Source organism: Comamonas testosteroni (genome assembly GCF_014076415.1).
Taxonomy (GTDB): domain Bacteria; phylum Pseudomonadota; class Gammaproteobacteria; order Burkholderiales; family Burkholderiaceae_C; genus Comamonas; species Comamonas testosteroni_F.
In genome coordinates this window covers 4,509,671-4,530,984 of record NZ_CP043568.1, presented here as the reverse complement: position 1 = coordinate 4,530,984, position 21,314 = coordinate 4,509,671, and the positions used below count along the sequence as shown (strand labels likewise).

The 21,314-nt window shown below is 56.0% G+C and carries 31 protein-coding genes and 1 pseudogene; 9 read left to right on the top strand and 23 right to left on the bottom strand.

Annotation, left to right across the window (positions count from 1 at the left end; genetic code table 11):
- Positions 1-183 precede the first annotated feature (183 nt).
- Both F0P97_RS20870 and F0P97_RS27855 read left to right on the top strand, forming a co-directional pair.
- The gene (locus F0P97_RS20870) at positions 184-402 is read left to right on the top strand and encodes a hypothetical protein (RefSeq protein ID WP_003078700.1); all 219 of its coding nucleotides are present in this window, start codon (positions 184-186) and stop codon (positions 400-402) included.
- A 268-nt stretch (positions 403-670) separates the two neighbouring features.
- On the top strand, positions 671-805 hold the full coding sequence (locus F0P97_RS27855) for a hypothetical protein (RefSeq protein WP_269780055.1): 135 nt from the start codon (positions 671-673) through the stop codon (positions 803-805).
- A gap of 481 nt (positions 806-1,286) precedes the next feature.
- Here the strand turns inward: F0P97_RS27855 and F0P97_RS20865 are convergent, their stop codons facing one another.
- The 3 genes from F0P97_RS20865 to F0P97_RS20855 form a co-directional block, all read right to left on the bottom strand.
- Positions 1,287-1,619: a hypothetical protein gene (locus F0P97_RS20865; RefSeq protein ID WP_034349562.1), complete on the bottom strand. Its 333-nt coding sequence runs from the start codon at positions 1,617-1,619 to the stop codon at positions 1,287-1,289.
- Positions 1,620-1,649: 30 nt separating this feature from the next.
- A complete protein-coding gene (locus F0P97_RS20860; RefSeq protein WP_182283832.1) occupies positions 1,650-2,390 on the bottom strand; it encodes a hypothetical protein in 741 nt (246 codons plus the stop codon).
- 76 nt (positions 2,391-2,466) lie between these two features.
- The gene (locus tag F0P97_RS20855) at positions 2,467-3,090 is read right to left on the bottom strand and encodes a hypothetical protein (RefSeq protein WP_232538001.1); all 624 of its coding nucleotides are present in this window, start codon (positions 3,088-3,090) and stop codon (positions 2,467-2,469) included.
- Between the two features lie 578 nt (positions 3,091-3,668).
- On the opposite strand from F0P97_RS20855, the gene F0P97_RS20850 reads away from it, so the two are divergent.
- Complete coding sequence (locus F0P97_RS20850) at positions 3,669-4,436, top strand: LuxR C-terminal-related transcriptional regulator (RefSeq protein WP_182283828.1); 768 nt, start codon at positions 3,669-3,671, stop codon at positions 4,434-4,436.
- A 433-nt stretch (positions 4,437-4,869) separates the two neighbouring features.
- On the opposite strand, the gene F0P97_RS20845 is transcribed toward F0P97_RS20850, so the two are convergent.
- Together F0P97_RS20845 and F0P97_RS20840 are read right to left on the bottom strand one after the other, a co-directional pair.
- Positions 4,870-5,721, bottom strand: a complete 852-nt coding sequence (locus tag F0P97_RS20845; protein WP_182283827.1) for an AlpA family phage regulatory protein — start codon at positions 5,719-5,721, stop codon at positions 4,870-4,872.
- Positions 5,722-6,034: 313 nt separating this feature from the next.
- A pseudogene (locus F0P97_RS20840) lies at positions 6,035-6,520 on the bottom strand (transposase); the annotation flags it as partial.
- Positions 6,521-6,800: 280 nt separating this feature from the next.
- On the opposite strand from F0P97_RS20840, the gene F0P97_RS20835 reads away from it, so the two are divergent.
- From F0P97_RS20835 to F0P97_RS20825, 3 genes are all read left to right on the top strand, one after another.
- Entirely contained in the window at positions 6,801-8,114 is a 1,314-nt protein-coding gene (locus tag F0P97_RS20835; protein ID WP_182283825.1) for a ferric reductase-like transmembrane domain-containing protein, read from the top strand.
- Positions 8,115-8,470: 356 nt separating this feature from the next.
- On the top strand, positions 8,471-8,809 hold the full coding sequence (locus tag F0P97_RS20830) for an RNA recognition motif domain-containing protein (RefSeq protein ID WP_182283823.1): 339 nt from the start codon (positions 8,471-8,473) through the stop codon (positions 8,807-8,809).
- A gap of 322 nt (positions 8,810-9,131) precedes the next feature.
- Complete coding sequence (locus F0P97_RS20825; protein ID WP_182283821.1) at positions 9,132-9,278, top strand: hypothetical protein; 147 nt, start codon at positions 9,132-9,134, stop codon at positions 9,276-9,278.
- Positions 9,279-9,671: 393 nt separating this feature from the next.
- Here F0P97_RS20825 and F0P97_RS20820 read toward each other — a convergent pair whose 3' ends face one another.
- The 5 genes from F0P97_RS20820 to F0P97_RS20800 form a co-directional block, all read right to left on the bottom strand.
- Positions 9,672-10,706 carry an integrase gene (locus F0P97_RS20820; RefSeq protein WP_182283820.1) on the bottom strand — a complete coding sequence of 345 codons (1,035 nt, stop codon included), beginning with the start codon at positions 10,704-10,706 and terminating at the stop codon, positions 9,672-9,674.
- 10 nt (positions 10,707-10,716) lie between these two features.
- Positions 10,717-10,923, bottom strand: a complete 207-nt coding sequence (locus F0P97_RS20815) for a DUF4224 domain-containing protein (protein ID WP_054076006.1) — start codon at positions 10,921-10,923, stop codon at positions 10,717-10,719.
- Between the two features lie 62 nt (positions 10,924-10,985).
- Positions 10,986-11,528, bottom strand: coding sequence for a hypothetical protein (locus F0P97_RS20810; protein WP_182283818.1), 543 nt, complete (start codon positions 11,526-11,528; stop codon positions 10,986-10,988).
- Positions 11,529-11,664: 136 nt separating this feature from the next.
- Positions 11,665-12,081 (bottom strand): hypothetical protein, encoded by a 417-nt coding sequence (locus F0P97_RS20805; protein WP_182283817.1) that lies wholly within the window; start codon positions 12,079-12,081, stop codon positions 11,665-11,667.
- Complete coding sequence (locus tag F0P97_RS20800; protein ID WP_182283815.1) at positions 12,078-13,184, bottom strand: RNA-directed DNA polymerase; 1,107 nt, start codon at positions 13,182-13,184, stop codon at positions 12,078-12,080. The genes F0P97_RS20805 and F0P97_RS20800 overlap by 4 nt, the downstream gene beginning before the upstream one ends.
- A gap of 157 nt (positions 13,185-13,341) precedes the next feature.
- Between F0P97_RS20800 and F0P97_RS20795 the strand changes: the two genes are divergently transcribed.
- The gene (locus tag F0P97_RS20795) at positions 13,342-13,536 is read left to right on the top strand and encodes a hypothetical protein (RefSeq protein WP_182283813.1); all 195 of its coding nucleotides are present in this window, start codon (positions 13,342-13,344) and stop codon (positions 13,534-13,536) included.
- Here F0P97_RS20795 and F0P97_RS20790 read toward each other — a convergent pair.
- The 4 genes from F0P97_RS20790 to F0P97_RS20775 form a co-directional block, all read right to left on the bottom strand.
- Positions 13,516-13,881: a four helix bundle protein gene (locus tag F0P97_RS20790; RefSeq protein ID WP_182283811.1), complete on the bottom strand. Its 366-nt coding sequence runs from the start codon at positions 13,879-13,881 to the stop codon at positions 13,516-13,518. The genes F0P97_RS20795 and F0P97_RS20790 overlap by 21 nt on opposite strands.
- A gap of 39 nt (positions 13,882-13,920) precedes the next feature.
- Positions 13,921-14,424 (bottom strand): DUF1566 domain-containing protein, encoded by a 504-nt coding sequence (locus tag F0P97_RS20785; protein ID WP_182283809.1) that lies wholly within the window; start codon positions 14,422-14,424, stop codon positions 13,921-13,923.
- Positions 14,425-14,471: 47 nt separating this feature from the next.
- Positions 14,472-14,975, bottom strand: coding sequence for a DUF1566 domain-containing protein (locus F0P97_RS20780; protein WP_182283807.1), 504 nt, complete (start codon positions 14,973-14,975; stop codon positions 14,472-14,474).
- 63 nt (positions 14,976-15,038) lie between these two features.
- Positions 15,039-15,632 (bottom strand): DUF1566 domain-containing protein, encoded by a 594-nt coding sequence (locus tag F0P97_RS20775; RefSeq protein WP_182283805.1) that lies wholly within the window; start codon positions 15,630-15,632, stop codon positions 15,039-15,041.
- 88 nt (positions 15,633-15,720) lie between these two features.
- Between F0P97_RS20775 and F0P97_RS20770 the strand changes: the two genes are divergently transcribed.
- Positions 15,721-17,099 (top strand): IS3 family transposase gene (locus F0P97_RS20770; RefSeq protein ID WP_182287200.1). Its coding sequence is split into 2 segments (ribosomal slippage): positions 15,721-16,213 and positions 16,213-17,099, totalling 1,380 coding nucleotides; the frame shifts between segments, so codons are not numbered across the junction.
- Between the two features lie 59 nt (positions 17,100-17,158).
- Here F0P97_RS20770 and F0P97_RS20765 read toward each other — a convergent pair.
- From F0P97_RS20765 to F0P97_RS20740, 7 genes are all read right to left on the bottom strand, one after another.
- Positions 17,159-17,392, bottom strand: coding sequence for a hypothetical protein (locus F0P97_RS20765; RefSeq protein ID WP_182283804.1), 234 nt, complete (start codon positions 17,390-17,392; stop codon positions 17,159-17,161).
- A 9-nt stretch (positions 17,393-17,401) separates the two neighbouring features.
- On the bottom strand, positions 17,402-17,599 hold the full coding sequence (locus tag F0P97_RS20760; protein ID WP_182283802.1) for a hypothetical protein: 198 nt from the start codon (positions 17,597-17,599) through the stop codon (positions 17,402-17,404).
- The gene (locus tag F0P97_RS20755; protein WP_182283800.1) at positions 17,592-17,849 is read right to left on the bottom strand and encodes a hypothetical protein; all 258 of its coding nucleotides are present in this window, start codon (positions 17,847-17,849) and stop codon (positions 17,592-17,594) included. Before F0P97_RS20755 ends, F0P97_RS20760 begins: the two co-directional genes overlap by 8 nt.
- Positions 17,803-18,033, bottom strand: a complete 231-nt coding sequence (locus F0P97_RS20750; protein ID WP_182282946.1) for a hypothetical protein — start codon at positions 18,031-18,033, stop codon at positions 17,803-17,805. The genes F0P97_RS20755 and F0P97_RS20750 overlap by 47 nt, the downstream gene beginning before the upstream one ends.
- Positions 18,021-18,155, bottom strand: coding sequence for a hypothetical protein (locus F0P97_RS27850; protein ID WP_269780054.1), 135 nt, complete (start codon positions 18,153-18,155; stop codon positions 18,021-18,023). Before F0P97_RS27850 ends, F0P97_RS20750 begins: the two co-directional genes overlap by 13 nt.
- 10 nt (positions 18,156-18,165) lie before the next feature.
- Positions 18,166-18,405, bottom strand: coding sequence for a hypothetical protein (locus tag F0P97_RS20745; RefSeq protein ID WP_182283798.1), 240 nt, complete (start codon positions 18,403-18,405; stop codon positions 18,166-18,168).
- Between the two features lie 65 nt (positions 18,406-18,470).
- Positions 18,471-18,875 carry a DUF7673 family protein gene (locus F0P97_RS20740; protein WP_182283797.1) on the bottom strand — a complete coding sequence of 135 codons (405 nt, stop codon included), beginning with the start codon at positions 18,873-18,875 and terminating at the stop codon, positions 18,471-18,473.
- 264 nt (positions 18,876-19,139) lie between these two features.
- Here F0P97_RS20740 and F0P97_RS20735 point away from each other — a divergent pair, with 264 nt between their 5' ends.
- Positions 19,140-19,517, top strand: coding sequence for a hypothetical protein (locus F0P97_RS20735; RefSeq protein ID WP_182283795.1), 378 nt, complete (start codon positions 19,140-19,142; stop codon positions 19,515-19,517).
- A gap of 12 nt (positions 19,518-19,529) precedes the next feature.
- On the opposite strand, the gene F0P97_RS20730 is transcribed toward F0P97_RS20735, so the two are convergent.
- On the bottom strand, positions 19,530-20,084 hold the full coding sequence (locus F0P97_RS20730) for a hypothetical protein (RefSeq protein ID WP_182283793.1): 555 nt from the start codon (positions 20,082-20,084) through the stop codon (positions 19,530-19,532).
- Positions 20,085-20,567: 483 nt separating this feature from the next.
- Positions 20,568-21,266 (bottom strand): LexA family protein, encoded by a 699-nt coding sequence (locus F0P97_RS20725; RefSeq protein WP_232538000.1) that lies wholly within the window; start codon positions 21,264-21,266, stop codon positions 20,568-20,570.
- Positions 21,267-21,314: the final 48 nt, after the last annotated feature.

The following is a 21,314-nucleotide window of genomic DNA, read 5'->3' as shown; positions in this document are numbered from 1 at the left end:
TCCTGAAATGAAGAGTCGCAGCCGATGGCTGGGCTGCCAGGTCGGTGTGGTGGGGATTGTCGGGTGAATAAAGGTAAAGCAGGCGTGCAGCTATTGCGCGTCGCAGATGACAGGTTTATCTTGGATCTCAGGCGCTTAGGAGCCGGAGCGGCCAGTCATCGCACGAGCTTAGGAGAAGTCACCATGCAAACCGCAGTCTATCGCGCACCTGTGTATGAACCTACGGTCGATGAATTGGAAACACTCAAGAAGCTGGAGCTGGGTGAGGATGTCTCCCTGTGGTCTGCCGCCAAGGAATATCTCTCCAGGCGCCTGCTGGAGCGGGGGCTGGTGGAGCAGGATGCAGAAAAGCACTGGCATATCACCGAGTCGGGACGTATGGTGATCCGGCGCCAGCTCTGAAATGCCCGGGGTTAACCCTTGATTTGCAATTGCCTGATTTGGAGGCAACCTACCTTTCAACCCGCAAGTACAAGGGCTTGTGTGCTGTTATCACCAGGATTTCACCGGATATCCACAATCATGTCCACATGATCTGTGGAAAAAAGCGCTGCCATGGACAGCGCTTTTTTTGTGGCTTGACTCAAGCCAGGGTTGCTCGGATTGACAGCAAAGGATCTCGTTGACAGTACTGGCGCAGCGATGCTCAAAAAGCATTTTTCAGAGAGAAATGAACCTGGTGACCTGCTATGTGCTAAAGGCTGGAAGCGAATGGATGTTTGCCAGATGGGTGATGCTGTCGGTGCTGAGCATGGCATTGCAAGATATAGGTCTGCACCAGATTATGCAAAGTTATGCACAGTGACTGTGCAACTTCGAAAAGATGAGCGAGCAAGAGAGATCCTGCCTTACCCCGGCAAGGGAAAGGCATGCGGCTGTGGCGTCATTGATTCGCCGGCTTTTCGCGTGGAGAACGGAAGGCTGGATGGCGCGAGGCTGCCTTCTCGGCTTGGGTATGTCGTGCCGGATTGGACCGGAACGCCCTGCTGCGGGATTTCAATTCCCAGCACTCGCCCTGGAGGGATGCGGATTGTATTCGATATTTAGGCGCAAAAAATTGTCGTGGCGTTCCTTTGGACAAAAACGCGTTGCGCCCATGATGTCGACATGGGGGGCGAGGCTAAGTCGCTTTATCGGCAGATACTTTTCTGGTGTCGCTATCGGTGCTGAGTGGCAGCATATTTGCAGAGCACCAATCAACAAGGGCGGGTTGAAGCCCGCCCTTGTTAGGTGAGTTGCTGTCAGCACCAATGGGGTGCTGCCGTCCTGTTATGCCTTTGACCAGTCTATTCGCTTGTAGGCACGAAAAACAGGTACTCACCTGGCCCCATCTGCGGGGTAATCACATAGCCTTCGCATTGCCTGTCCTTGCATTTCACAGGTATGGCGCGGGGCCAGATAGTTGCTGCAGTAGGGTAACCAGGCAGGTACTGCGGCACATGCCATACCCCATAGTCACCTACTGGCTCTGCTTGCTGCGAGCCTGCTGCACCTTGCTCGCCACTTCCGAAGATCTGGCGTTGAATGCTCAACGGTTCATTGATGGCCCTGGAGTCGGGTGCAGCCAAAGACGAAGCGCAGCATAGTGCAATCGCTAAAAGAGCTAGAGTCTTGCCCATCGCGGCCTCCTAGATTAGGAATCACGCCCACTAATTGTCGTACAGCTGTGCTGTACGTGGATCTTCCATCACAGATGTTACAAGCGAGGGGCGAGTGACTTCAGGTGCCAAACTTGACTGAACCTCTGCGGGGACTGAAGCGGGCGTGGGGCTACCTTGTGCCGAAGCATCCGGCCCGTAGTTGTTGCGCCGCTCTTCTACGGTCATGGATTGTGGGCACTTCGAACCCGTGATCTCCAGTGCCACGCGAGCGGCAGGATCCATGCAGTCCATAGCCAGCGAGGCTGCCTTCATGCCCTTGTTCCAGAGCTCACGGCTCATTTTCAGGCGTTTGCAATGCTCGTCCGTCCAGGTTGTGCCGAAGCTCACGCCAAAGCCAGGGCCGTTGGCACTGCCGCTGCTGCTACCCATGCAGGTGTCGTTGCTGGTCGTGAGGTTGGGGCCGTTCACGCTGGGAACGTTCTTCATGGTGTAAGTGCCTGTGTACTCCACAATGTTCTTGGACGTTCCGGACACAGTGCTGTTCAGGTTCTGGGTGGTCGTGCCGTTCGTTGTTATGTTTTGATCGGAGGTTGAAGTGGATCTGCTGTCCATCGTGGATACAGATCGACTTTCCGCCGGGGCAACGACCGGATTGACAATGGTGACCGACTGATTCTGTTGCGCCCCCACGGAAGAGGAGCTAGAGGAGCTTTGCGCGCTGCTGTCGGCATTTTGCGCATAACTGCACAAAGGAACGCAAAGACTTAACAGAGCTATTGAGAATTTCATGCTTTGCTCCTACGTTGCCCGAGCCCGGCCAGGCAGCCAGGCCCGGGACAAACACAACTATCTTGGGACAGCTGCCTTAGTTGGCATTGGCAGTAGAGCCTGCACCAGCAGTACCGGAGGTGCCGCCACCGTTGGAGAAGTAGCCCGCGTTACCCCAGGAGCCGGCATTTTGGTGGACGGTACCCACAGAGCCTGCGTTCGATGTGGTGTTGGTCAACGAGCCCCAAGGTGAGGAAATGGCTCCCGATGTGGCGTTGTAGCCGGAGGTGGTGCCAGCATTGTTGTTGACGTAGGCCAAGCCGCCGCCAGGGCCTGCGCCAGTTGCAGCAACATTCGCGGTCTGAGAAGAGGCGCCGCCGAACGCAGTACCGTTGACGGGTCCTGCGTTATAGCCGGCAGCAGCAGCCGAGCCCGCATTGGCATTGGTAGCCGCTACGCCGCCAGCAACACCGTTGCCGGTGGTTGCGGAAAGGCTCTTCACATTACCAAAAGTAGTTGCGCTACCGTCGACAGCTGCCCCACCGATGCCAAAACCGCCTGCGCCGATCGCACCTCCAGCAGCGTTTGCATTCGACGTTGCACCGGAGGTTGCACTATTCATGCTCAGCGCACTTCCGTTGCCCGAGCTGGCAGCTCCCGACAGCGTGGCAGACGATGCGCTCGACGTCGTGTTTGTGGCTGCAATGCTTGAGCTGCTCACGGCAGCAGATGCAACACCAGCCAACGCAATAACCGCCATGGCAATCAGAGACTTTTTCATGATCATTCCTTTGAATAGCGAGTTCTCAGAAAACTGAGAGTGTGTGAGCGAGAGACCTATGCAATTTCGCAAAGGCCAGTGTTAACCGTCAACAAGTTCTGGAGTGCTTTGTTACGTTCCAAAACTGCTTTCGGTGAAGGCAGTTTCAGAAAACGACGGGGAAACAGTAATCCCCCATTCAAAGATGTTTTTTGAAGAATTAAAAATGATGAAAAAAATGATTGATTTGTTGTGGTTTGTGGGTGATGTGCTATTGAAATAATAGTGCTTGTTGGAAAATTCTTACAATGCTAAAAAATGTAATCTATATTTCTTTTTATTTCATCTATCCATTGTTTCAAAAATAAAGGGTTTACATCTATTTTCTGATGAAAACAGCTTAATACCTTGTATTCCAGTATTAATTTGTAAAAATCTGAACCTTATTTTTCTTTATTTGTTTTTTGTGGATTTTCAATGAGACGAATTCTATTTTTCGCGAGATTCCTAGGCAATCGACTCATCAAATGGAGTGTCACATGTATCTATCCGACGCATTTATGAACTCACGGTTTGATGATGCAGCAAGTGCAGAAGTCACATCTACAGTCTCTGGGCGCATGTGGCCGTCCGACATGAAGGGGCAGCAGAACCAGCCCGTGCAGGTCTTTCTGGTTGACGAAGACAGCCATGTCAGCAATGTGATCTCGCAGGAGCTCATGCGTGACCCGCGCACTCTTCTGGTCGGGCAGGCCTGCAGCTACAGAGAGGCTCGTAAGAACGTCTTTTTGCAAGAGTTCGATGTGCTCCTCATTGACCTATCTATTGGTGAAGGCCAAGGAACAGAGTTACTGGAATCGATCCAACTAAAGAGGCCCGACGTGCTGAGCATTGCAATTTCTGCAAGTGAAAACGATGATGCGGCAATGAATGCTCTTAAAAGAGGCGCTGTTGGATACCTGGTGAAAAACTCATGGTTTGGAAGTTACTCGCAAGCGGTGCTGGAAGTGGCCAATGGTGGAGCGGCTATATCTCCAGTAGTGGCGAAGAAAATCATTCCGAAAATATTCAAAGCCAATTTGCATGAGGAAAGTACCTTCAAAAACAAGAGCTTTGAGTCGCTGACTGAAAGAGAGGTGGAAATATTGAAGTTGATAGCTCAAGGGAAGAGCTCTCTCGAGGTTGCTTCCTCCTTGCAAATAAGCCCTTTGACTGTGTCAACGCATATAAAAAATATTTACGGAAAAATGCAAGTAAGAACCAGAGCGCAAGCCGTCAGATGTGCAATCCTGATAGGAATTATTTGAATGCTGTTATTGGCTGCGTTCGATTCTTATACGTAAGAATACTTTGTCTGACATTGGAAATTGAAATGATATTTGAATTTGAAGTATTTGTTTGAAGGTTTCTTGATAGGGAAATTTCTTTCATGAGGTGGAAGGAGTTGTACCTGACTGATTTCGATCATGTGGTCCTTCTTGGGCAAAGCTTGCGCGCTGCTTTCACATGGCTGCGATCCAGCAGCTTTGACGCTTCATCAAAGTCATGGATGGGGCGGCCGTGAAGTTGCGCATGTCGCACATAGGCATGGTGCGGATTCGTTTGCCGGCCTCTTCATTGCCGGTGACAAGAATGAGGTTGCCCCGTTGCAAGAGCTGTTCGAGATGTTCAACAAGTGGGCGGGACGGAAGGTTGTGAGGCTTCTTCCTTATGAGGCAGGCCCGAGCTGGCCACTACACCCTATTCGGCGGCGCTAGGAGGGGGAGTCAATGAATGGGGATACCACTCCGAAATGACCGAGGCAGCATGTGCATGTGCTGATCGCCAGAGGTCGTTCTGGCTGGAGCCAGGAAGGTCTGGTAGTTCGATGTGTCTATCAGCAGCTCGAATAGCGAACCAAATGCCATGGTCCCAGTCTTTGCCTCGTCGCTGCTTCTTGAGGGCAGGTGCAGTAATAACGATCACTCTCTTATTGCCCGCTCTTGCATAGCCGATCTCAACCAGCGTTCCAAAAGCCTCCAGGTCTTCGAGATAGGCAACAACAACGTCGGCCCGTGAGATGCCTTGAAGAGCTCCGCGATAGGCGGCGCTTTGTGGGTTGGTGGGAGAGTAAGAATTCGCGCCATGCATGTGTCCATGGTTGCCATTTCTCGCTTTCCACGGACCTGAATACATGAACCTTGTACAAGTTCCGTGAAATAGCATTTCTTCCGGCGGTGCGATCAGTACATCGGTATCTGAACTCTCGATCCCCAGATCACCAAGCGCCTTGGACTTGGATACGTCGAAGATTCGCCAACATGAAAACTCCCCGCCCGGCTTCCCATTGTCTGAAGCTGCCCCCATTTTTCCCGCCATGTAGACGATAGGTAGAACCTGGCTTGCTTGGTGAATTGCCTTGCTCGCCTGCAGCCAGCTTTCGACATCCGTTTCGAACCAGCCAACTGCTCTGTTGCTCATTGGGGTGGGATGAGGAAACTTGTCCTTGCGCAGCAGCTTGTAGAGCATGGATCTTGATAACCCAGTCCGTGTCAGAACCTCATCCATAGAGATGACATTCTTAGTGAAACGTGACGTGCTATCCGTAGACATGTGGTTTCTTGAGCTCGGGTGTTTGGTGGATGAGCTAGTGTTAATTAATGCGATAAGTATTGATTTCTGATAGCTATATCCAATGTAGGATTGGCACTGACATTGTTGTCGAATACGAACGATTTGTATTCCATGAGTCTTTTGATTTCCTTTCACCCTTCGGAGCGCCATGACGTTTCCGTAGCGCCTTTTTGCTTCGTGAGGAGCGAATTACGAGCTGGTCGGGATATCTCGAACCCGCGCTAATGCACGGGATGCACGGTATCTGGGTGGTTTTTGTATTGCAGTATCCCGATTGAGCTGCAAGATATGCGCCCGGGTAAGTTCGTTTGAGCCGTCCTGCTATTTGCTCAGGTGAGCATCGACTCTGCAATTTACCCGCCACGATCTGCTCCAACGCAGGATTGCAGGCCAACTTGCACGTCTTTGGGCGGTGCGCTCGCTGCCAGGCTGCCTCATCTGCCTTTGTCGCTCGGTAGCAAGTCTTGTCGCCATTGCGCATGAGTTCTCGACTGATGGTGGATGCTGCTCGCTTCAAGCGCCTGGCAACGCAGCGGATGGATTCACCTGCGACCAAGCTGCAAGAGATCTCCTCGCGCTCGGCCAGAGACAGGGACAAACGCTGCCGATGCCTTGCTGGTGGCCGGATACCTCCTGTCGAACTCAGGATGTTGTGAATCGAGGTGTACGGTCGCTCAAACAGCTTGCCGATCTCGCGCAAGGTATCGCCAGCTTTCCAGCGATCCCACATCACTGCCTTCTGAGCTTCGGTGAAGTAAATCCGCAGTCTTTGCTTCATGCCCACACTCCATCCACCAGAGGCAGTCATTGTGTTGCATTGACCAGTTGAATCCACAGCCAGGGGCGGACTCTACGCTTTCTGACAAACAGCAATATTTCTCAGCAAAGCGGCTAGGCATGGAAAGCGTCTATCGAGCGCCATGTTAGCCTTAACTGGATCAGCCTTGAACAAGCCTCGAATGTGTTGAAGCTGCCTGCGGTGAACGATCCAGCGCTACTGCGTGTGTCTGTTTCCGCACTCTGGTTTTGTCGGCAATCGAGCAAACAGGAGTGTTGTCTTGCGCCGTTCCATTCTTCTTGTCTTTGCTTCTTTCTTTTTGATCTGGGCAGTGGAGGCTTTTTGGCTGTCACCGTCGCCGCCAGGCGATCTGCTGTGGGTGATGCGGCAAGAAGGCATGCTGCTCACTGGTATCTTGGCTTTGGGGGCCATGACGGCCATCATGGTTTTGGCCTTGCGCCCTCGGTGGGTAGAGTCGCCTTTGGGTGGCATGGATAAGGCATACCGTTTGCACAAATGGCTGGGCATCATTGCCATTGTGTTGAGCTTGGCGCATTGGCTGGCCAAGCAGTCCAAGCCCCTCATCGCGACGGCTATTGGTAGCACTGGCAGGCTGGCCAAGGTACCCGTGCCCGAGTGGGTCAGCCTCCTAAAGCCCTATGCGAAAACCTTGGGCGAATGGACCTTCTATGCATTGATCTTGATGTTGGTCATTACGCTTGCTCGTCGCGCGGTGCCATACAAGCGCTGGTACTGGTTTCATCGATTCATGCCCCTGGCATATCTGCTACTGGTGTTTCATGGCCTTGTGCTGACTCCCCCTGGCTATTGGAGCGGTGTGGGCGGCTGGCTGCTGGCGTTGACGATGGTTTTCGGCATCGTGGCTGCAGTGATTCAACTGAAACGTGACCTGCGGCCGCGCTATCCCCATGTGGGCACCGTACTGTCATTCACGCAGCTCGGTGATGTGCTGGAGATGCAATGCCGCATGGATGATTCCTGGCCGGGCCATGCTGCGGGGCAATTCGCCTTTTTGCGCCTGTCAGGGGAGCAAGAGGCTCACCCTTTCACGCTGTCCGATGCGGGCCAGCAAAATCACGTCGTGCGCTTTCACATCAAGCAACTAGGCGACTGGACACGCAGCTTGCCCGAGCGTCTTCAGCCCGGAGCCGTTGTGGAGCTAGATGGTCCTTATGGCCGCTTTGTGCCTCCGGACCACGACGATGGTGCTGTGCATGTTTGGGTCGGTGCTGGCGTTGGCGCGACTCCTTTTTTATCCTGGTTGGGCCAGCTTCATCATGACGGCCATGCTCCCCAAGCCTGGCTCCAATACGCCTGTCAGCATGCTGCCGATCCTCTTGCTCGAGCTCTGGAAGAGGCTTCGGCGCTTCATCCCGATGTGCATCTCGATATCTTTTCCGATGGCCATCGCTGGACGCCCAAAGAGGTGCTTCAACGTTATCAAGCCGACAAGCCATTGCAGGTGTGGTTCTGTGGCCCAGCTTCCATGGGCAAGCAGCTGGAGCAAGCACTGGAGCAATCGTTGCCAGCTGCTAGCTGGCAATTGCACAGGGAGCACTTCGAGTTTCGTTGACTAGATCACTCCATACATGCGTCATTTGCTATCTAGTCTCAATACCGACTCTCATCCCTTGATGAGTCGCATGCACAGGCCAGACTCCCAAGCTGCCTGTGGACCAGCAGGACAAGCGCAGCGTGATCCTGACCGAGATGCATGACATTGATCAGCGGCTGGCGGGGACAGTGCGGGAGGTGGGGCAGCCTAGCTATAGGTTCCCTGATGGCTGGCTGCATACCACCATGCAGCCATCGACGTGCTGAGCCGCTAACGAGCTCTCCACTTGATTCGGTTGCTGTGGACTCTCACTCGCGCCGCCACATTCAAACGATGCGTCAATCCTTGATGCGTCACCACTAGAAAAGGCTCCCATGAGCACAAAAATTTACGTTGGCAACCTGCCTTACTCCGTGACCGACTCCAGCCTGCGAAGCAACTTTGCAGAGTTCGGAGCCGTAACCTCTGCCAAAGTCATGATGGATCGTGAGACTGGACGCTCTAAGGGCTTTGCGTTCGTAAAAATGACCTCTGCGGACGAATGCCAAGCAGCTATTTCTGGTTTGCATGGCATGTCCGTCGATGGACGTTCGATCGTTGTCAATCTTGCGAAGCCTCGTGAAGAAGGTCGTGGGTTCGGTGGCAACCGCGAATTCCGTGCCAGCTCTCGTCCAAATGTTGGCTATGGCATCGATGGCTATGGGGGCTGGTGATCTAGTTGCGAACTCAAGAAAACGGCCTCAGTTCGAGGGCGTTTTTGTTCTAGTGAGTGGGCCGATTGCTACGACTTGCAGGCCACTGGCGGGCCTTCTATGAGGTACGGGTTTTGAGGAAGGCAGCCTGTCAGGTCTAGCCTGTGGTTGCATTGGCTGATGGCAAGCTCGAAACGTCCATGCTTGTGGCCTCATCCTTGGCATCAGCATGCAGGTCGCTAGCCTGCAGGAAACAAAACACAAAGCAGTTCAGACGAACTAGGGCTTCGCAGAACGGTTCATCGGTTATGGTGGGTAACTTAAACCACTAAGGAATCGCCTGATGCCAAAACCTAACTACCAATTCGAGAAAAGGCAGCGGGAGCTGGAGAAGAAGAAAAAGAAGGCTGAGAAGGCTCAGCGCAAAGCTGCTGAGTCCGAAACAGCTGCGCCAGTCCTGAACTCTGAGGCGCTGGTTGAACGCAAGTAGGTAAGGGATAGGTTTCGTGTCGGTGCGACTTTTGAGAGTCTCAAAAAAGCCGCGCCGACACATAGATCAGTGGCTTACCAAAGCGCGATCAATGGTGCCTGGATATCTACAGTCTTGAACTTGGGTGCTGTAAAAAAAATGCCTGCAAGATGGGTCATCGTGCAGGCATTCTTTCTGCCAAACCGGAACACATTCCGGAAAGTTTTCCGGAGCGTCTTCAAGAGTTATAGCATTACATCTGTGGTGCCCGGGGCCGGAATCGAACCGGCACGCCTTGCGGCGGGGGATTTTGAGTCCCGTGTAGATTCCAGTGTTTTAGCGGCTTAGCGCTGCATTCCGTTCGTGGTTGTTTGGTGCTTTCTCGCTATGGAGAGGGCTTAAACACGAACGGAATTAGCGGGTGGTTTTGAGCAGTTGCGCCTTCGTGCGGTAGTGCTTGCGCGTCGTGACTTTGCTGTTGTGATCGAGCAGCTTGGAGGCGGCGTCAAGGTCTTCGGCAAGGTCGGCGGCAAAGCTGCGCATGTCGCGCAAGTACATGGCGCGAATGGTTGTTCCAAGCTCTTTGTTTCCCATGACTTCGGCGCGGTATGCCGCTGCATCGCGGGCCTCGGTCCAGCGGTCGGAAAGCATGCGCTGTGAGACAGCTTTTCCCTCAGGCGTGCATAGCAGTTTGGTGCAGTCCGTTTCTATGCTTAATCGACGCGCAAGGATTCGGGTCAGTACTGGCGAATCAGCGACGATGAATTCAATTGCGCCCTTGAGTCGCTTGGTTTTGTTGGCCAGGCGCTTGAGTCTGCCGTTGACGGGCAGATCCACGTCTGCGACGTCTTTGAGCCGCATGGCCGTCGCTGTTGCGATGTCCATGCCATCGCGTAAGACTTGGTCGCCCTGGGCGTAGACTGCGGCAAATAGCTCGGCAGTCACCTCGAACTCGCGTGCCTGCTCAGCATTTTTCCAGTTCTTGACGCCTTGGGCGGGCCACGGTTTTTTTGTCATCCCCCAAACCAGTGCTTTGTGCCAGATTATCGAAAGCAAAGACATTTCGCGGTTTCCTTGGGTCTTGCCGGTGCGCAGATCTAAATACTGGCGCAAGGTGGGAAGGTCAACGTCATCCCAAGTGGCATTGGCAAACACTGGTTTGAGCTTCTGCAAATGCTTGATGTAGCCGTTCTTGGTCTCTGTGCTCTCGTACTTAATGAGCTCCTTTTCTTCCCAGCGATCCAAGGCCTCACCAATAGTGCCGGAGCGCATGGTTCCGGTTTCTGACAGCTCCTCCCATTTTTTGACGGCAGTTTCAAAGTCTTTGCCCAGGGGGATGTCTTTGTGCCCAAGATCGCGCCGGTAGTAGTAGTAATAGACCCGAACTTTGCCGTTCTTGTTCTTGCGCGACAGGGCGGTGAGTCGAGGATATTTTGTTCTTTTGGGCATCGGACGCTCCCTACTTCACTGCTGAGAAATTCACGCCTTTAGACTTGACTAGGGGCTTGCCCTCGATCCACTGCTGCACATGGCTGCGCATCACAATCAATCGATCTTCATCAATCTGGAATGGCAGGCCTTTCGATTTGAGCCAGGCGATTTGCGGGTTCTTGTTGCGATAGCCGGTCAGCTCGCGTCGTTCTTCTTTCGTGAGAAATCCGGTCATAAAAGCTCCATTAACGAAAAAGCCCCGCACTAGGCGGGGCTTGGTGTTTGTGGGAAGGGCTGCTATTCGGCCCAGGTTGTGCCAGGTGGCGTTTCAAGTCGCTTGATAAATACCGCCTCGTCCTCGATCTCGCCCAGCACCGGGATGCGGCGCAGGCTGGATGTCTTGATCTGGCTGAGCTTTTCAATCACTTCCGCTGCTTTCAATGCAGTAGCGTCACCTAAGCGGAGTGCGGTAACCAAGTCTTGGAGTTCAGCGGGAAGAATGCCCAATCCATTCAGATTGGGTTTGCATCCCGTTGCAGATCCTTCGGTGCTGGCGTCCGTGCCCGGTTCAAGAATTCCGTGTGCTCTCTCAATCAATCGTGTGCATGCGAAAGGAAACGACCCTTCTTGCACATCACCGCCCAGAACCTTGCTTATCTGCTCAAGTGTGAGTGGCGAGCGCTTGGGCGCTTGTCCACTTTCTAGAGCGGAAATTGCAGGTGCAAGCAGACCCTCTGCAATGCGCTTGGCTGCCTCAGCATCTTGAACTCCACCAGTAGCTAGGTTTCTATACAGATGGCGTAGGTTCGCCAGTGCCGTAGTGTGCTGTGCTTCGCTCACGGTTGACTCCTTTTAATCGATACTGATTATATATACAGTTATATTTGCGCAGCATGGCGAGCACAAAGCGCTTGCCGGTGTCACACCAAAAATGAACCCTGCTCAGTGGCGGGCTGTGATTGGTGGTGCGTGGCCTTTAGATTCGGCCTTGAAGGGACATGGCACCCCTGATTTCCGGCGGAGCCAGTTGCAGCCAAGGGTTGGCTGGTGCCGTGACCGTGGTGCGGCCGCGCGCGTTGATCGATGCGCGGTGCTTTTCTCGGTAGCGTGCCTCGGCCTGCTTGCGGCGTTTTGCGGGGTTGACGATGTGGGCTGCATCGGGTCCTGTTTCTGCAGCGTAGACAGGAAGATCGCGCCCACGGTAGCCTGTGACGGGCTGATAACGAACTATGCGAAACACCTGGTGCGGTAACAGCCATCGCGTCGATGCGATGCAGGCGCGCACGACCTTATGGGGTAAATCCAGATACTCGGCAACCTCTGCTGATGTCATCGGACCTGACTCTTGCAGGGCTGCAACGATGCGTGCGCGGTGGATCGGTTGAAACTTCATGATTGGTGGTTCCTGAAGGCTTTGGATAGGTGCAGACCTTCGATGGCATGGCCTCGCTTGAGCAAGGCTCTGCAGATCTGCGCTTGTTCTTTGTGGCTGTGACTGGCCTGACGCGCCAGGCCGAGATAGCTGTTGCCTGCTGCGTAGACTTCTGCTGTGGGCATGTGCTCCAGTCGCTTTAGCGCCGAATGGAGGGTGCGCGGGCGTGTGGTGCGCCGCCAAGGCTTGATGACCTGGCCCACGAAGTCGATGCCGCGCTCGGCGGGCTGGATGATGGTCTTGCGTGGATTGAGCTGGAGACGCAGGTTTTGTGGCAGCCATTCCTCGATGTGCTTGAGTGCGCTGCTCAGCCATTGTGCAGAGTGATGCAGTAGCACGAAGTCGTCGACATAGCGCACGTAGTGGGGTGCGCGCAGTCGGTGCTTGACATGCTGATCCAGCCCGTCCAGCAGGATGTTGGCAAAGAACTGGCTGGATAGGTTGCCAATCGGCAGGCCGGTATCTGGCGGTGCATTGAACAGGCTCTTGTGTGGCGGCACCTTGCGCAGGTCGTGGGCGTTGCCGCGTACCTCCACGTTCTCGCGTGGATCGTGAAACAGGATGGTGTCGGCCAGTTCAAGCCACCATGGCTCATGCACTCGCCGCGCGATGCGCTCACGCAAGACCAGCTTGTCTATGGATACAAAGAAGTTGGCGCAATCGCATTTGAGGTAATGCGCTGGCCTGCTCCAGTTTCGTGTGACGCTGCGCGCCTGCTGCTCCAGTCTCTTGGCTCCGTACAGTGTTCCGCGCCCAGGTATGCAGGCGCATGAGTCTGCGGTGAACGCCGCATGGAATCGTGGGGCGATTCGGTTGTAAAGCAGGTGGTGCACGATGCGATCGCGGAAATCGGCAGCCCAGACCTCTCGGGGCTTGGGGCGGGTGATGACAAAGCAGATGCTGTGGCCGGGCCGGTAGGTTCCAGCCAACAACTGCTCGTACAGTTCGCACAGGCCGCGCTCCAGATGCAACTCGAAGGCCAACGCGCTTGCGCTGTTGCGTTTGTTGCGGCGGCAGTCCAGATAGGCTTGAGTGAGTTCCTCGAAGGTGGCAGGTGTATTCATGGTGAGAGGTGGCCGGCGCGAGGCCGGCCGGGATTGAATCTGCGGACGGGGCGAGCGCGAAGCTCGTTGTCCTTGTCGTTGTTGTTGCTGTTGCCGTTCTCGAAGTCCTGGCACCAGGCGTTGTTGCGCGAGTACTGCGACGTGTCGGGCTATCTACATGGCTGCGCCGAAGGCATTGCCGATCAGTGCGGCCACTGTGCAGGGCGTGTCCGGCTTGCCGGATCGTTCCCTTGGTGCACCTGGCGGTGGGTTTGTGGTCCAGCGGCCCGACCAGATTCAAAAACGCACGGGCATGAAGGCCTTGACCGTCATGCAGCAGGCGCTGCGGTTTTCATGGGCGCTGGCGCGCTGACTTTAGCCATCCGTGAGCCTGCTTGCTGATGCTGTCGCTGATGGCGATGCTGCGAGTCCATAGCGACGTGCTGATCAGCCGTTGCTTGTGGTCATGTGCAGCACGCAGCAGAAAGCGGGCGACTTCCAGCCGCTCAAGCAATGCGTCGATGTGTGCGGCACGGGCGGGGCCCGTGCGTGCGGCATTGGCTCGGCCAATGAGAACCAGCAGTTCAACACATTCATCAGCGATTCGGCATCCCATCGAGGCTCGAAAGGCTCGGGGGATTTGTGCCTGCACGTCGATGGCCAGCGAAAGCAGTCCGCTGGCTTGCTTGTAGATATCAAGATCAGTGGTCAGTGCCATGAAAAATTACGCGACCGGCGCAAGCGCCGGTCGAAGTGGTTAAGCATTGAAGTGCGAAAGTGGAATCTGGCGGACGGGGCGAGCGCGAAGCTCGTTGACCTTGCCGAGGTCGTAGCTGCTGCCGAGCTCGAAGTCCTGGCACCAGGCGCTGGTGCGCGAGTACTGCGTGCTGCTCCAGTAGTAGTCATCGAAGTGAAACAGGTCTGAGACGTTGGCACTGAGTGCGCGCAGCTCGCCTGCAGATGGCAGATACCAATCCTTGTGCCCGTGCAGCTCCAGCGAGGTGATGTGCTTGGCAAGCTCCAGGCCAGCGGCAGCCATGGCGGCAGTGTTGGCTGCGCCATCAATCTTGCTGCTGGCGCCCTCAATGGTGGTGTACTCCTCAGACCAGGCGACATCCTTGAGTTCTGCGCCTTCCTCCTCGGGGACGATGACTGCATAGTCCAGGCTTCCGTCGGCGGCTGCGCCACGGATGATGGCGCCCAGATAGCCGCCTTGACCAGTGATAAAGCTGCCCAGTGCGGGCAATGTGATAGTGCGCATGAATGCTCCTGTGGAAAAAAAGAACCGGCGCTGCGCGCCGGAAGTAATCAAGAGTTGAAGTGGGAAAGTGGAATCTGGCGGACGGGGCGAGCGCGAAGCTCGAGGTCCTTGCCGCTGAAGCTGCTGAGGCCGCACTCGAAGTCCTGGCACCAGGCGAGGCTGCGCGAGTACTGCGTGCTGCTCCAGTACCAGCCATCCTTGGAGAAAAGCTCCGGCACATTGAGGTAGAGGGCGCGCAGTTCATGGGTGGCGGGCAGATGCCAGTCCTTAAAGCCGTGCAGATCCAGCTCAGTGATGCGCTTTGCCAGCTCCAGACCAGCTGCAGTCATGGCGGCTGTGTTGGCAACGCCGTCAGTCTTGCTATCGGCGCCTTCGATCTTCACGTACTCGGGAGTCCAGGCGATAGCCTCGATTTCAGCGCCTGTAGCAGCCGGCACGATCAGTGCGTAGTCCTGGCTGCCGTCAGCGGCAGGGCCGCGCATGATGGCGCCCAGGTAGCCGCCTTGGCTGACGATGAAGCAGCCGATGGCTGGCAGTTGGATGGTGTTCATGAAAATGTCCTGCAGAAAAAAAGAACCGGCGCTGCGCGCCGGAAGTGATGAAGGGATGAAGGCTTAAAGTTGAATCGTGCGGACGGGGCGAGCGCGAAGCTCGTTGACCTTGTCGTCGTAGTCGCTGCCGCCGTCCTCGAAGTCCTGGCACCAGGCGTTGAAGCGCGAGGACTGCGAGCTGCTCCAGTAGTAGCCTTCTTTCTTGAAGAGCTGGGGGGCGGCCAGGTAGCACATCAGCAGCTCGAGGCGACTGGGCAGGTAGTAGTCCTTGAGTCCGTTCGCCTCATAGCTGGCAGCCCATTCGGCGGCAGGGTGACCGCCGTGCGCGACAAGGGCTGCGGTGTTGGCCTTGCCGTCGTATTGGCTGGCGGCGCCGGGCACGTCCTCGCCGCCCTTGCCCCAAGTGCATTCGTTCTCCTCTGCTGCCGCGATCAGGTGGCGGGCTGGAAGTCCGTGCATTGCGGGCAGCGTGCAGATGAAGTGACCGCCCTGGCCGGCCCAGTACTCGCCGTGGCCCACGGAGTGAATGGCCAATGCTTCGCTGATCGCGATGGGCGAGACTGCGCTTGCGGTGTCCAGAAATGTCGACAGAGGCGATCCCAGGGTGAGGCCTGTGGGCAGGTGGATGTGAATGTTCTCGGCGTGTGCGATATGCATGGATGCTCCTCGGTTGAAAACAAAAAGCCCGCTCAGTTGAACTGCACCCCAAAAGTTGGACACTGATCCAACCGAAGAGGTGTTGTTCATGGCGAGGCATGATTTAGATTTCAAAAGGACCGTAGTCCGGGAATATTTGGATGGCACTGGTGGATTCAGAGTGCTTGCAACCAAGCATGGGATAGACCGCTCCACCGTGCGCCAATGGGTAGATGTCTATCGGTGGCATGGAGATGATGGTCTGTGCCGCAAAGGACAGGGCGCGCACTACAGCGCTCAATTCAAGCTCCAAGCACTCAAGCGCATGTGGCGTGAGGCCCTGACGTACCGACAGGTAGTCGCTTTACTCAATCTGCGCGGCGGCACAGGCATCCTTGCCAGGTGGGAGCGTCAGTATCATGAGGGCGGCCCAGAGGCGCTTGAACCCCAGCGCCGTGGCCGCCCCAAGAAGATGCCCGCCCCCAAACCTCCCAAGCCACTCAAGTCTTCGTCCACATCCGTAGACGAGTCCAAAGCGCTGCAAGCACTGCGCAAAGAAAACGAATACCTGCGCGCGGAGGTGGCGTACCTAAAAAAATTGGATGCCTTGGTTCGGGCAAAGCAACAGGCAATGCTGACAAAGCGCAAGCCGTGACTGAACTGAGGCATGAATACTCTGTGGCGCAATTGCTCAAGGCTGCAAGGCTGGCTCGCAGCACGTTCTATTACCAGTGCCAGGTGCTTCGCTGCGGTGACTCCTGTGCGGGCCTAAAGGCCCAGATCCAAGGCATCTTCGACAAGCACAAGGGGCGGTATGGCTATCGCCGCATCACAGCGCATCTGCGCCAAGCGGGATGCGTCATCAATCACAAAGCCGTCCAGCGCTTGATGCAGGTGCAAGGTTTGAAGTCTCTGGTCAGACCCAAGAAGTACCGTGCCTACCGAGGCCCAGTCAATGCTCAGGCGCCTCATCTGCTGCAGCGCCAATTCCAGGCGGATGCGCCGCAGCAGAAGTGGGTGACGGATGTGACGGAGTTCAATGTTCGTGGCAGCAAGCTTTACCTGTCGCCGGTCATGGACCTGTACAACGGCGAGATCGTGGCCTATGAGATGCGTGACAAGCCAGACTTCCAACTGGTGGGCAACATGCTGAAAAAGGCGCTTGGCAAACTCAAAGGCCAGACTGCGCCTGTGCTGCATTCCGATCAGGGATGGCAATACCAGATGCCGGCCTATCGCCGCCACCTGGCCACCAAAGGTGTGGTCCAAAGCATGTCACGCAAGGGCAATTGCCTGGACAACGCTGCGATGGAGAGCTTCTTTGCGACAGTGAAGACGGAGTTGTTTTACATGCAGAAGTTCACAAGCGCCGAGCATCTGCGCGGTGAGTTGGTGAACTACATCCGTTACTACAACCATCATCGAATCAAGATGAAGTTAAAAGGCCTGAGCCCGGTGCAATACCGAACTCAGGCCATGTGCCCGTAATTTAACTGTCCAACTTTAAGGGGTCAGTTCACAGTGGCGGGCTGTGATGGGTAGCGCAGTCAGTGACCGCAGGGCAGGCTGCCGTCGGGCAGCGGGTGGTTGCGGGCGCCGCAGCTGATGCACAGGGGCGGCGCCGCTGCTGGGGCGCAGTGGCTGCTGCACTTCACGGCGGTGATGCCGTCGGGGTAGCGCTGGATTGGCTGCATGCTTGCAAACTGCAGATCTGCGCAGGCTTTGGAGCCATTGGTGCAGGTTGTGCACATGCCGCCTTTGGGGATGTGGGTGGTGGTCATGGGGTATGGCTACCTGTTGACGGGTAGCGGGATGCAGAGGTTGAAGGTCGCCAGCCACTGCAGGCCGGCGTCGGTGTGGAAGGGGTAGGGGCAGGCCTCGTTGGGTGTGCGGCCTGCGTGATAGGCCTCGCGGGCTTCGGCCTCCACCTGGGCCTTGGGGATCAGCACCTCGCCACCGGCCCAGGTGGACTTGAAGGTTTCAGCCATGGACTTGATTGGGTGCCTGGGCCATCTGGCGCACAGCCTGCTCAAAACTCATGCTGCGCACGGGGCAATGCTGCGGCTGGGTGTTTGCCAGGATCAAGGTGTCATGGCGCGGCAGCTGGCGGGCGCTGGTCAGGCCTTCGCAGTCGGTGTCATAAACCTTGCTGAGGCCGAAATGCTGCTGCAGGCGCGCTGCCTGGCTGGCTTTACCGCAGCCGCGAGGGCCGAAGATCACGATAGAACGGGTGGACATGGCGTTGCTCCTTTGCATGCTTCATGGCGCGCAGCGCTTGCTGCAGCTCGGTTTGAAAGTAGGTATTGAGAGAGGGCGCAGGCGTGGCGGCGGTTGCCGCCTGGCTCTGCATGAGGCGCAGCAGGCGGCTGCGCTGTCGGTCGCGGTGCTGCAGCTCGTGCAGCACGGTGTCTATCGGATGCATCGGCAAGAGATCCCCATGCCCAGCTGGCCCAGCTCGTTGAAGCCGTGCTCAAACGCTTCGGTGGTGTTGCGGGCGATGTGCTGGATGGAGACGCCGCCGCATGTCAGGACGAAAAGTCGCATGGCGGGGCTCCTAGAACAGCTGCAAATTCAGGTGGTTGGTTGTGCCGGCGCGCACGCGGTTGATCGTCATCAGCGCCGGGGCATGCTGGGTGCGGCGGCGCGCCTTCTTGGCCTGGGCTGCCTGCTCGGCTGCGATGCGCTCGCGGGCCTTGGCAAAGGTGTCAGCAATGTTGGTGCGCAAGGCATCGCGGTACTCGAATGCCGGGTTTGTGCATCGCATGCTGGGCCAGGTGGTGCGTGTTGCTTGCATGGGTTCTCCGGTTGAGGGCAAAAGAAAAGCCCGCTCAGTGGCGGGCTTGGTGGGGGATGGGGTGGTCAGTCCTTAAATGGGTCTGCCAGGACGATGCGTTCGATAGGGGTGAGGTGATCGCGTTTGCATTTGCCCTTCATGCGCCACTTGTGAGCGATGTGCTCAAAGCGCGTGCCAAAGTCGGTGCGGCCATACATTAGGTTGAGGTGTTCGTGCACCTCTCGCCGTATGTGAGCGTCGAACTTCATGAGCACCAAGGCCATCTGCAGGTGCCTCTCGTCAAGTACGCGCAGATCCGTCAGATCAAACTGGAAGCGGTGGCCGTTGTAGAAGCTCAGCAGCATGCCTGCTGCTGCCCTTGCGGCGCCATGGCTGTGACCGTCGGCCAGGATGAAGAAATAGGCCAAAACTCGGAGAGGGTCGTGCTCGGTGTAGGTGAGCGCGGGGTAGGTGATGTTGCTATCAATCATGGTGGCTCCTTGGACAGAGAAAAGCCCGCTCAGCGGTTGCTTGCGGGCGTGGTGAAAAGTGCCGGTGCCCTGTTGGGCATGCCTGGGGGAAGTGGTTATGAGGGAGGCGGAGATCTCCCAGGCCCGGCGAAAACTGAAACCATCTGGTGTGACCACTCTTGCCAAGCTCTCAACTGACGCCAGCCCAGGCGAATTCCTGAGCTGCCGCACCTGCTTGAGTGGTCACACCAAATGGCCCCGCTATTGCCCTGCGGGGATAGGCACATGCACGCCGCATGCTGGCTACTTGCTCACATTTTTGAATCTCCTTTAGTCATCCCTTTGCAGCTTCTCGCCGCAGAAAGGGCAATGGCTGAAATACATGTTGATATTCACCGTCTTGCGCTTGTCGGCTCCCGTTGCTTTGACGACGACGGTGTGGCGGATCTCGACAGGCATGTATGGGTGGAGGCCAATGTGTTTACCCAGCCGAAGTGCGAACCCCATCAGCTTGGCATCTACGTCTCGCGAACATGTCAGCCTGGCTGCGTAGTGATCGGTAAGCCTCTTTTCAATGTCTGCGCGGCAATTGCACATGCGGTATCTCCTGTGATGAGGGCGAAAAAAAGCCCGCAGGGCGCGTGCCGTGCGGGCTGGTGTTGAGTTTGTTGTGGGTCACACCCTGCAGGTGGCCACCGGGGTAAAGATGTCGTGTCTGGAGAATATTTTGATTGACCAGATGCCTTCCATGCTGCCTTTGCTCAAGTCCTTCGATGTTGTTGCAAGCATTTGGCATAGCCTGCGCAATTCGTCGACTGTGCCGTCTGTGGTGACGCGAATGACTGGCGATCTGGTGGGGCCGGATTCTTGATCAATATTGCATCGACCTGCTTTTTTGTCATGAATGACGGTGCATATAGTGCGGGCCGCATCGAAAGGCTCTACGCGCTCTACGCGTCGAGGTTGGACGATGTGGTTTTCGATTGGCTTCGGTGCTTCAATCTTTGGTGGCGCACTTGTGCGAGGTGGCGGCGGGCGCTGGCTTGCTGGTGGTGTGATGTCCTTGCCGTCCAGCGTTTCCGCTTTCAATGCATCGGGCGGGCATCTGGTGGCTGTCTGTAGCGTAATGACTTTCTGATTTGGCATCGTGCACTTCACCTGCGCCGAAGCGGGGGTGATTGCGCTGAATGCCAAGGCAGCTGCAGCCAGTGTTTGCTGGCGTGTCTTCATGTGTTTCCTCCCTGATCTACAAGGGTTTTTAGCACATGAAGCAATCTGACCTAAACCGCAGCACCCTGCAGCAGGGTGCTCTGGTTTGCCCCGTGGCGCACGGGGCGGGCGTCGCCGGGATTCCAACCGGCATGACCGTTGTTGCTCTTGGCCGCCTTCGCCTCACCCTTTTGACCGTTTACGCACTTAGGCGGCTGGTTACGGCAGGGATGCCGCGCAGAGCAGCGGCCGTGCCCGCTGGTGCTATTTGCCCGGTGCGCACCGCATTGGTGATGCGAACTTTTTGGGCGCGAAATTTTGAAAGACCGGGCGTAACCCGGTCGATGCCGTGGCGCCCATCACATTGCTGCAATAGGGTGCACTTTAGCCAAGGGCTAATATTCATGTCAATAGCCATGGGCTAATTTATTGGTGCTAATCGATATGCAGGGGCTAAAAAAATGGCCTCTTGAAGAGGCCGTGCGTATGGTTGGTGCTATCAAACTATCTAAAGTACCTGCGGTGCTCGACCATGGTCCCGATGATCGAGATTGGTGTTTCGTCTGATCGCATGGTTGGGTAGTCTTCGTTGAGAGGGACGAGTTCAAAGATCTCATTTCCGACTATGTCGATTGATCGAGGGCGGTACTTTTTAAAGGTTGCCTCTTCGCGGCCATTTCTTGCGGCTACGAACGAACCGGGGCGGGGTGTAACGCTCGGGTCAATGACTACCGTGTCGCCTTCTTTGAAGTCTGGCTCCATGGAGTTGCCGCGAATCTTCAGGACGAAAGACTTGTCCGAAACTCTGTCGCTGGTTATCAGCCAATCGTCCGCATCGCCTGGTGCAAAGGTGTTAACGATTTCCGTCCAGATGCCGGCCTGTATCCAGGAGATGACTGGAACCCGTCGCACCCCTTGCGGTAGCTCAAGCTCAACATTCGAGCCGCCAGGGATTGATAGGTCTGTGCTTGATGCGGGCTGATCCATCCAGCCTGTGGGCTTTCCAGTTTTCTCTTCTATCTCGCGGGCAATAGCGTTGCTCATCACTCTGGGCTTGCCGGTGCGGGAGTTGGCAGAGGCATTCAGCCATTGGCTGATCTGAGCTGGTGCCTTCCCGATTACTTCTGAAAGTGCGGCCTGGCTGCCGGCTTCCTTGATGAGAAGGCTCAGATTTTCTCGGCGGGTGACGTCTACAGATTGCATTGTTTGAGTATTTAGCTAAAGGCTAATAAGAGCAATGAGCCATGAGCT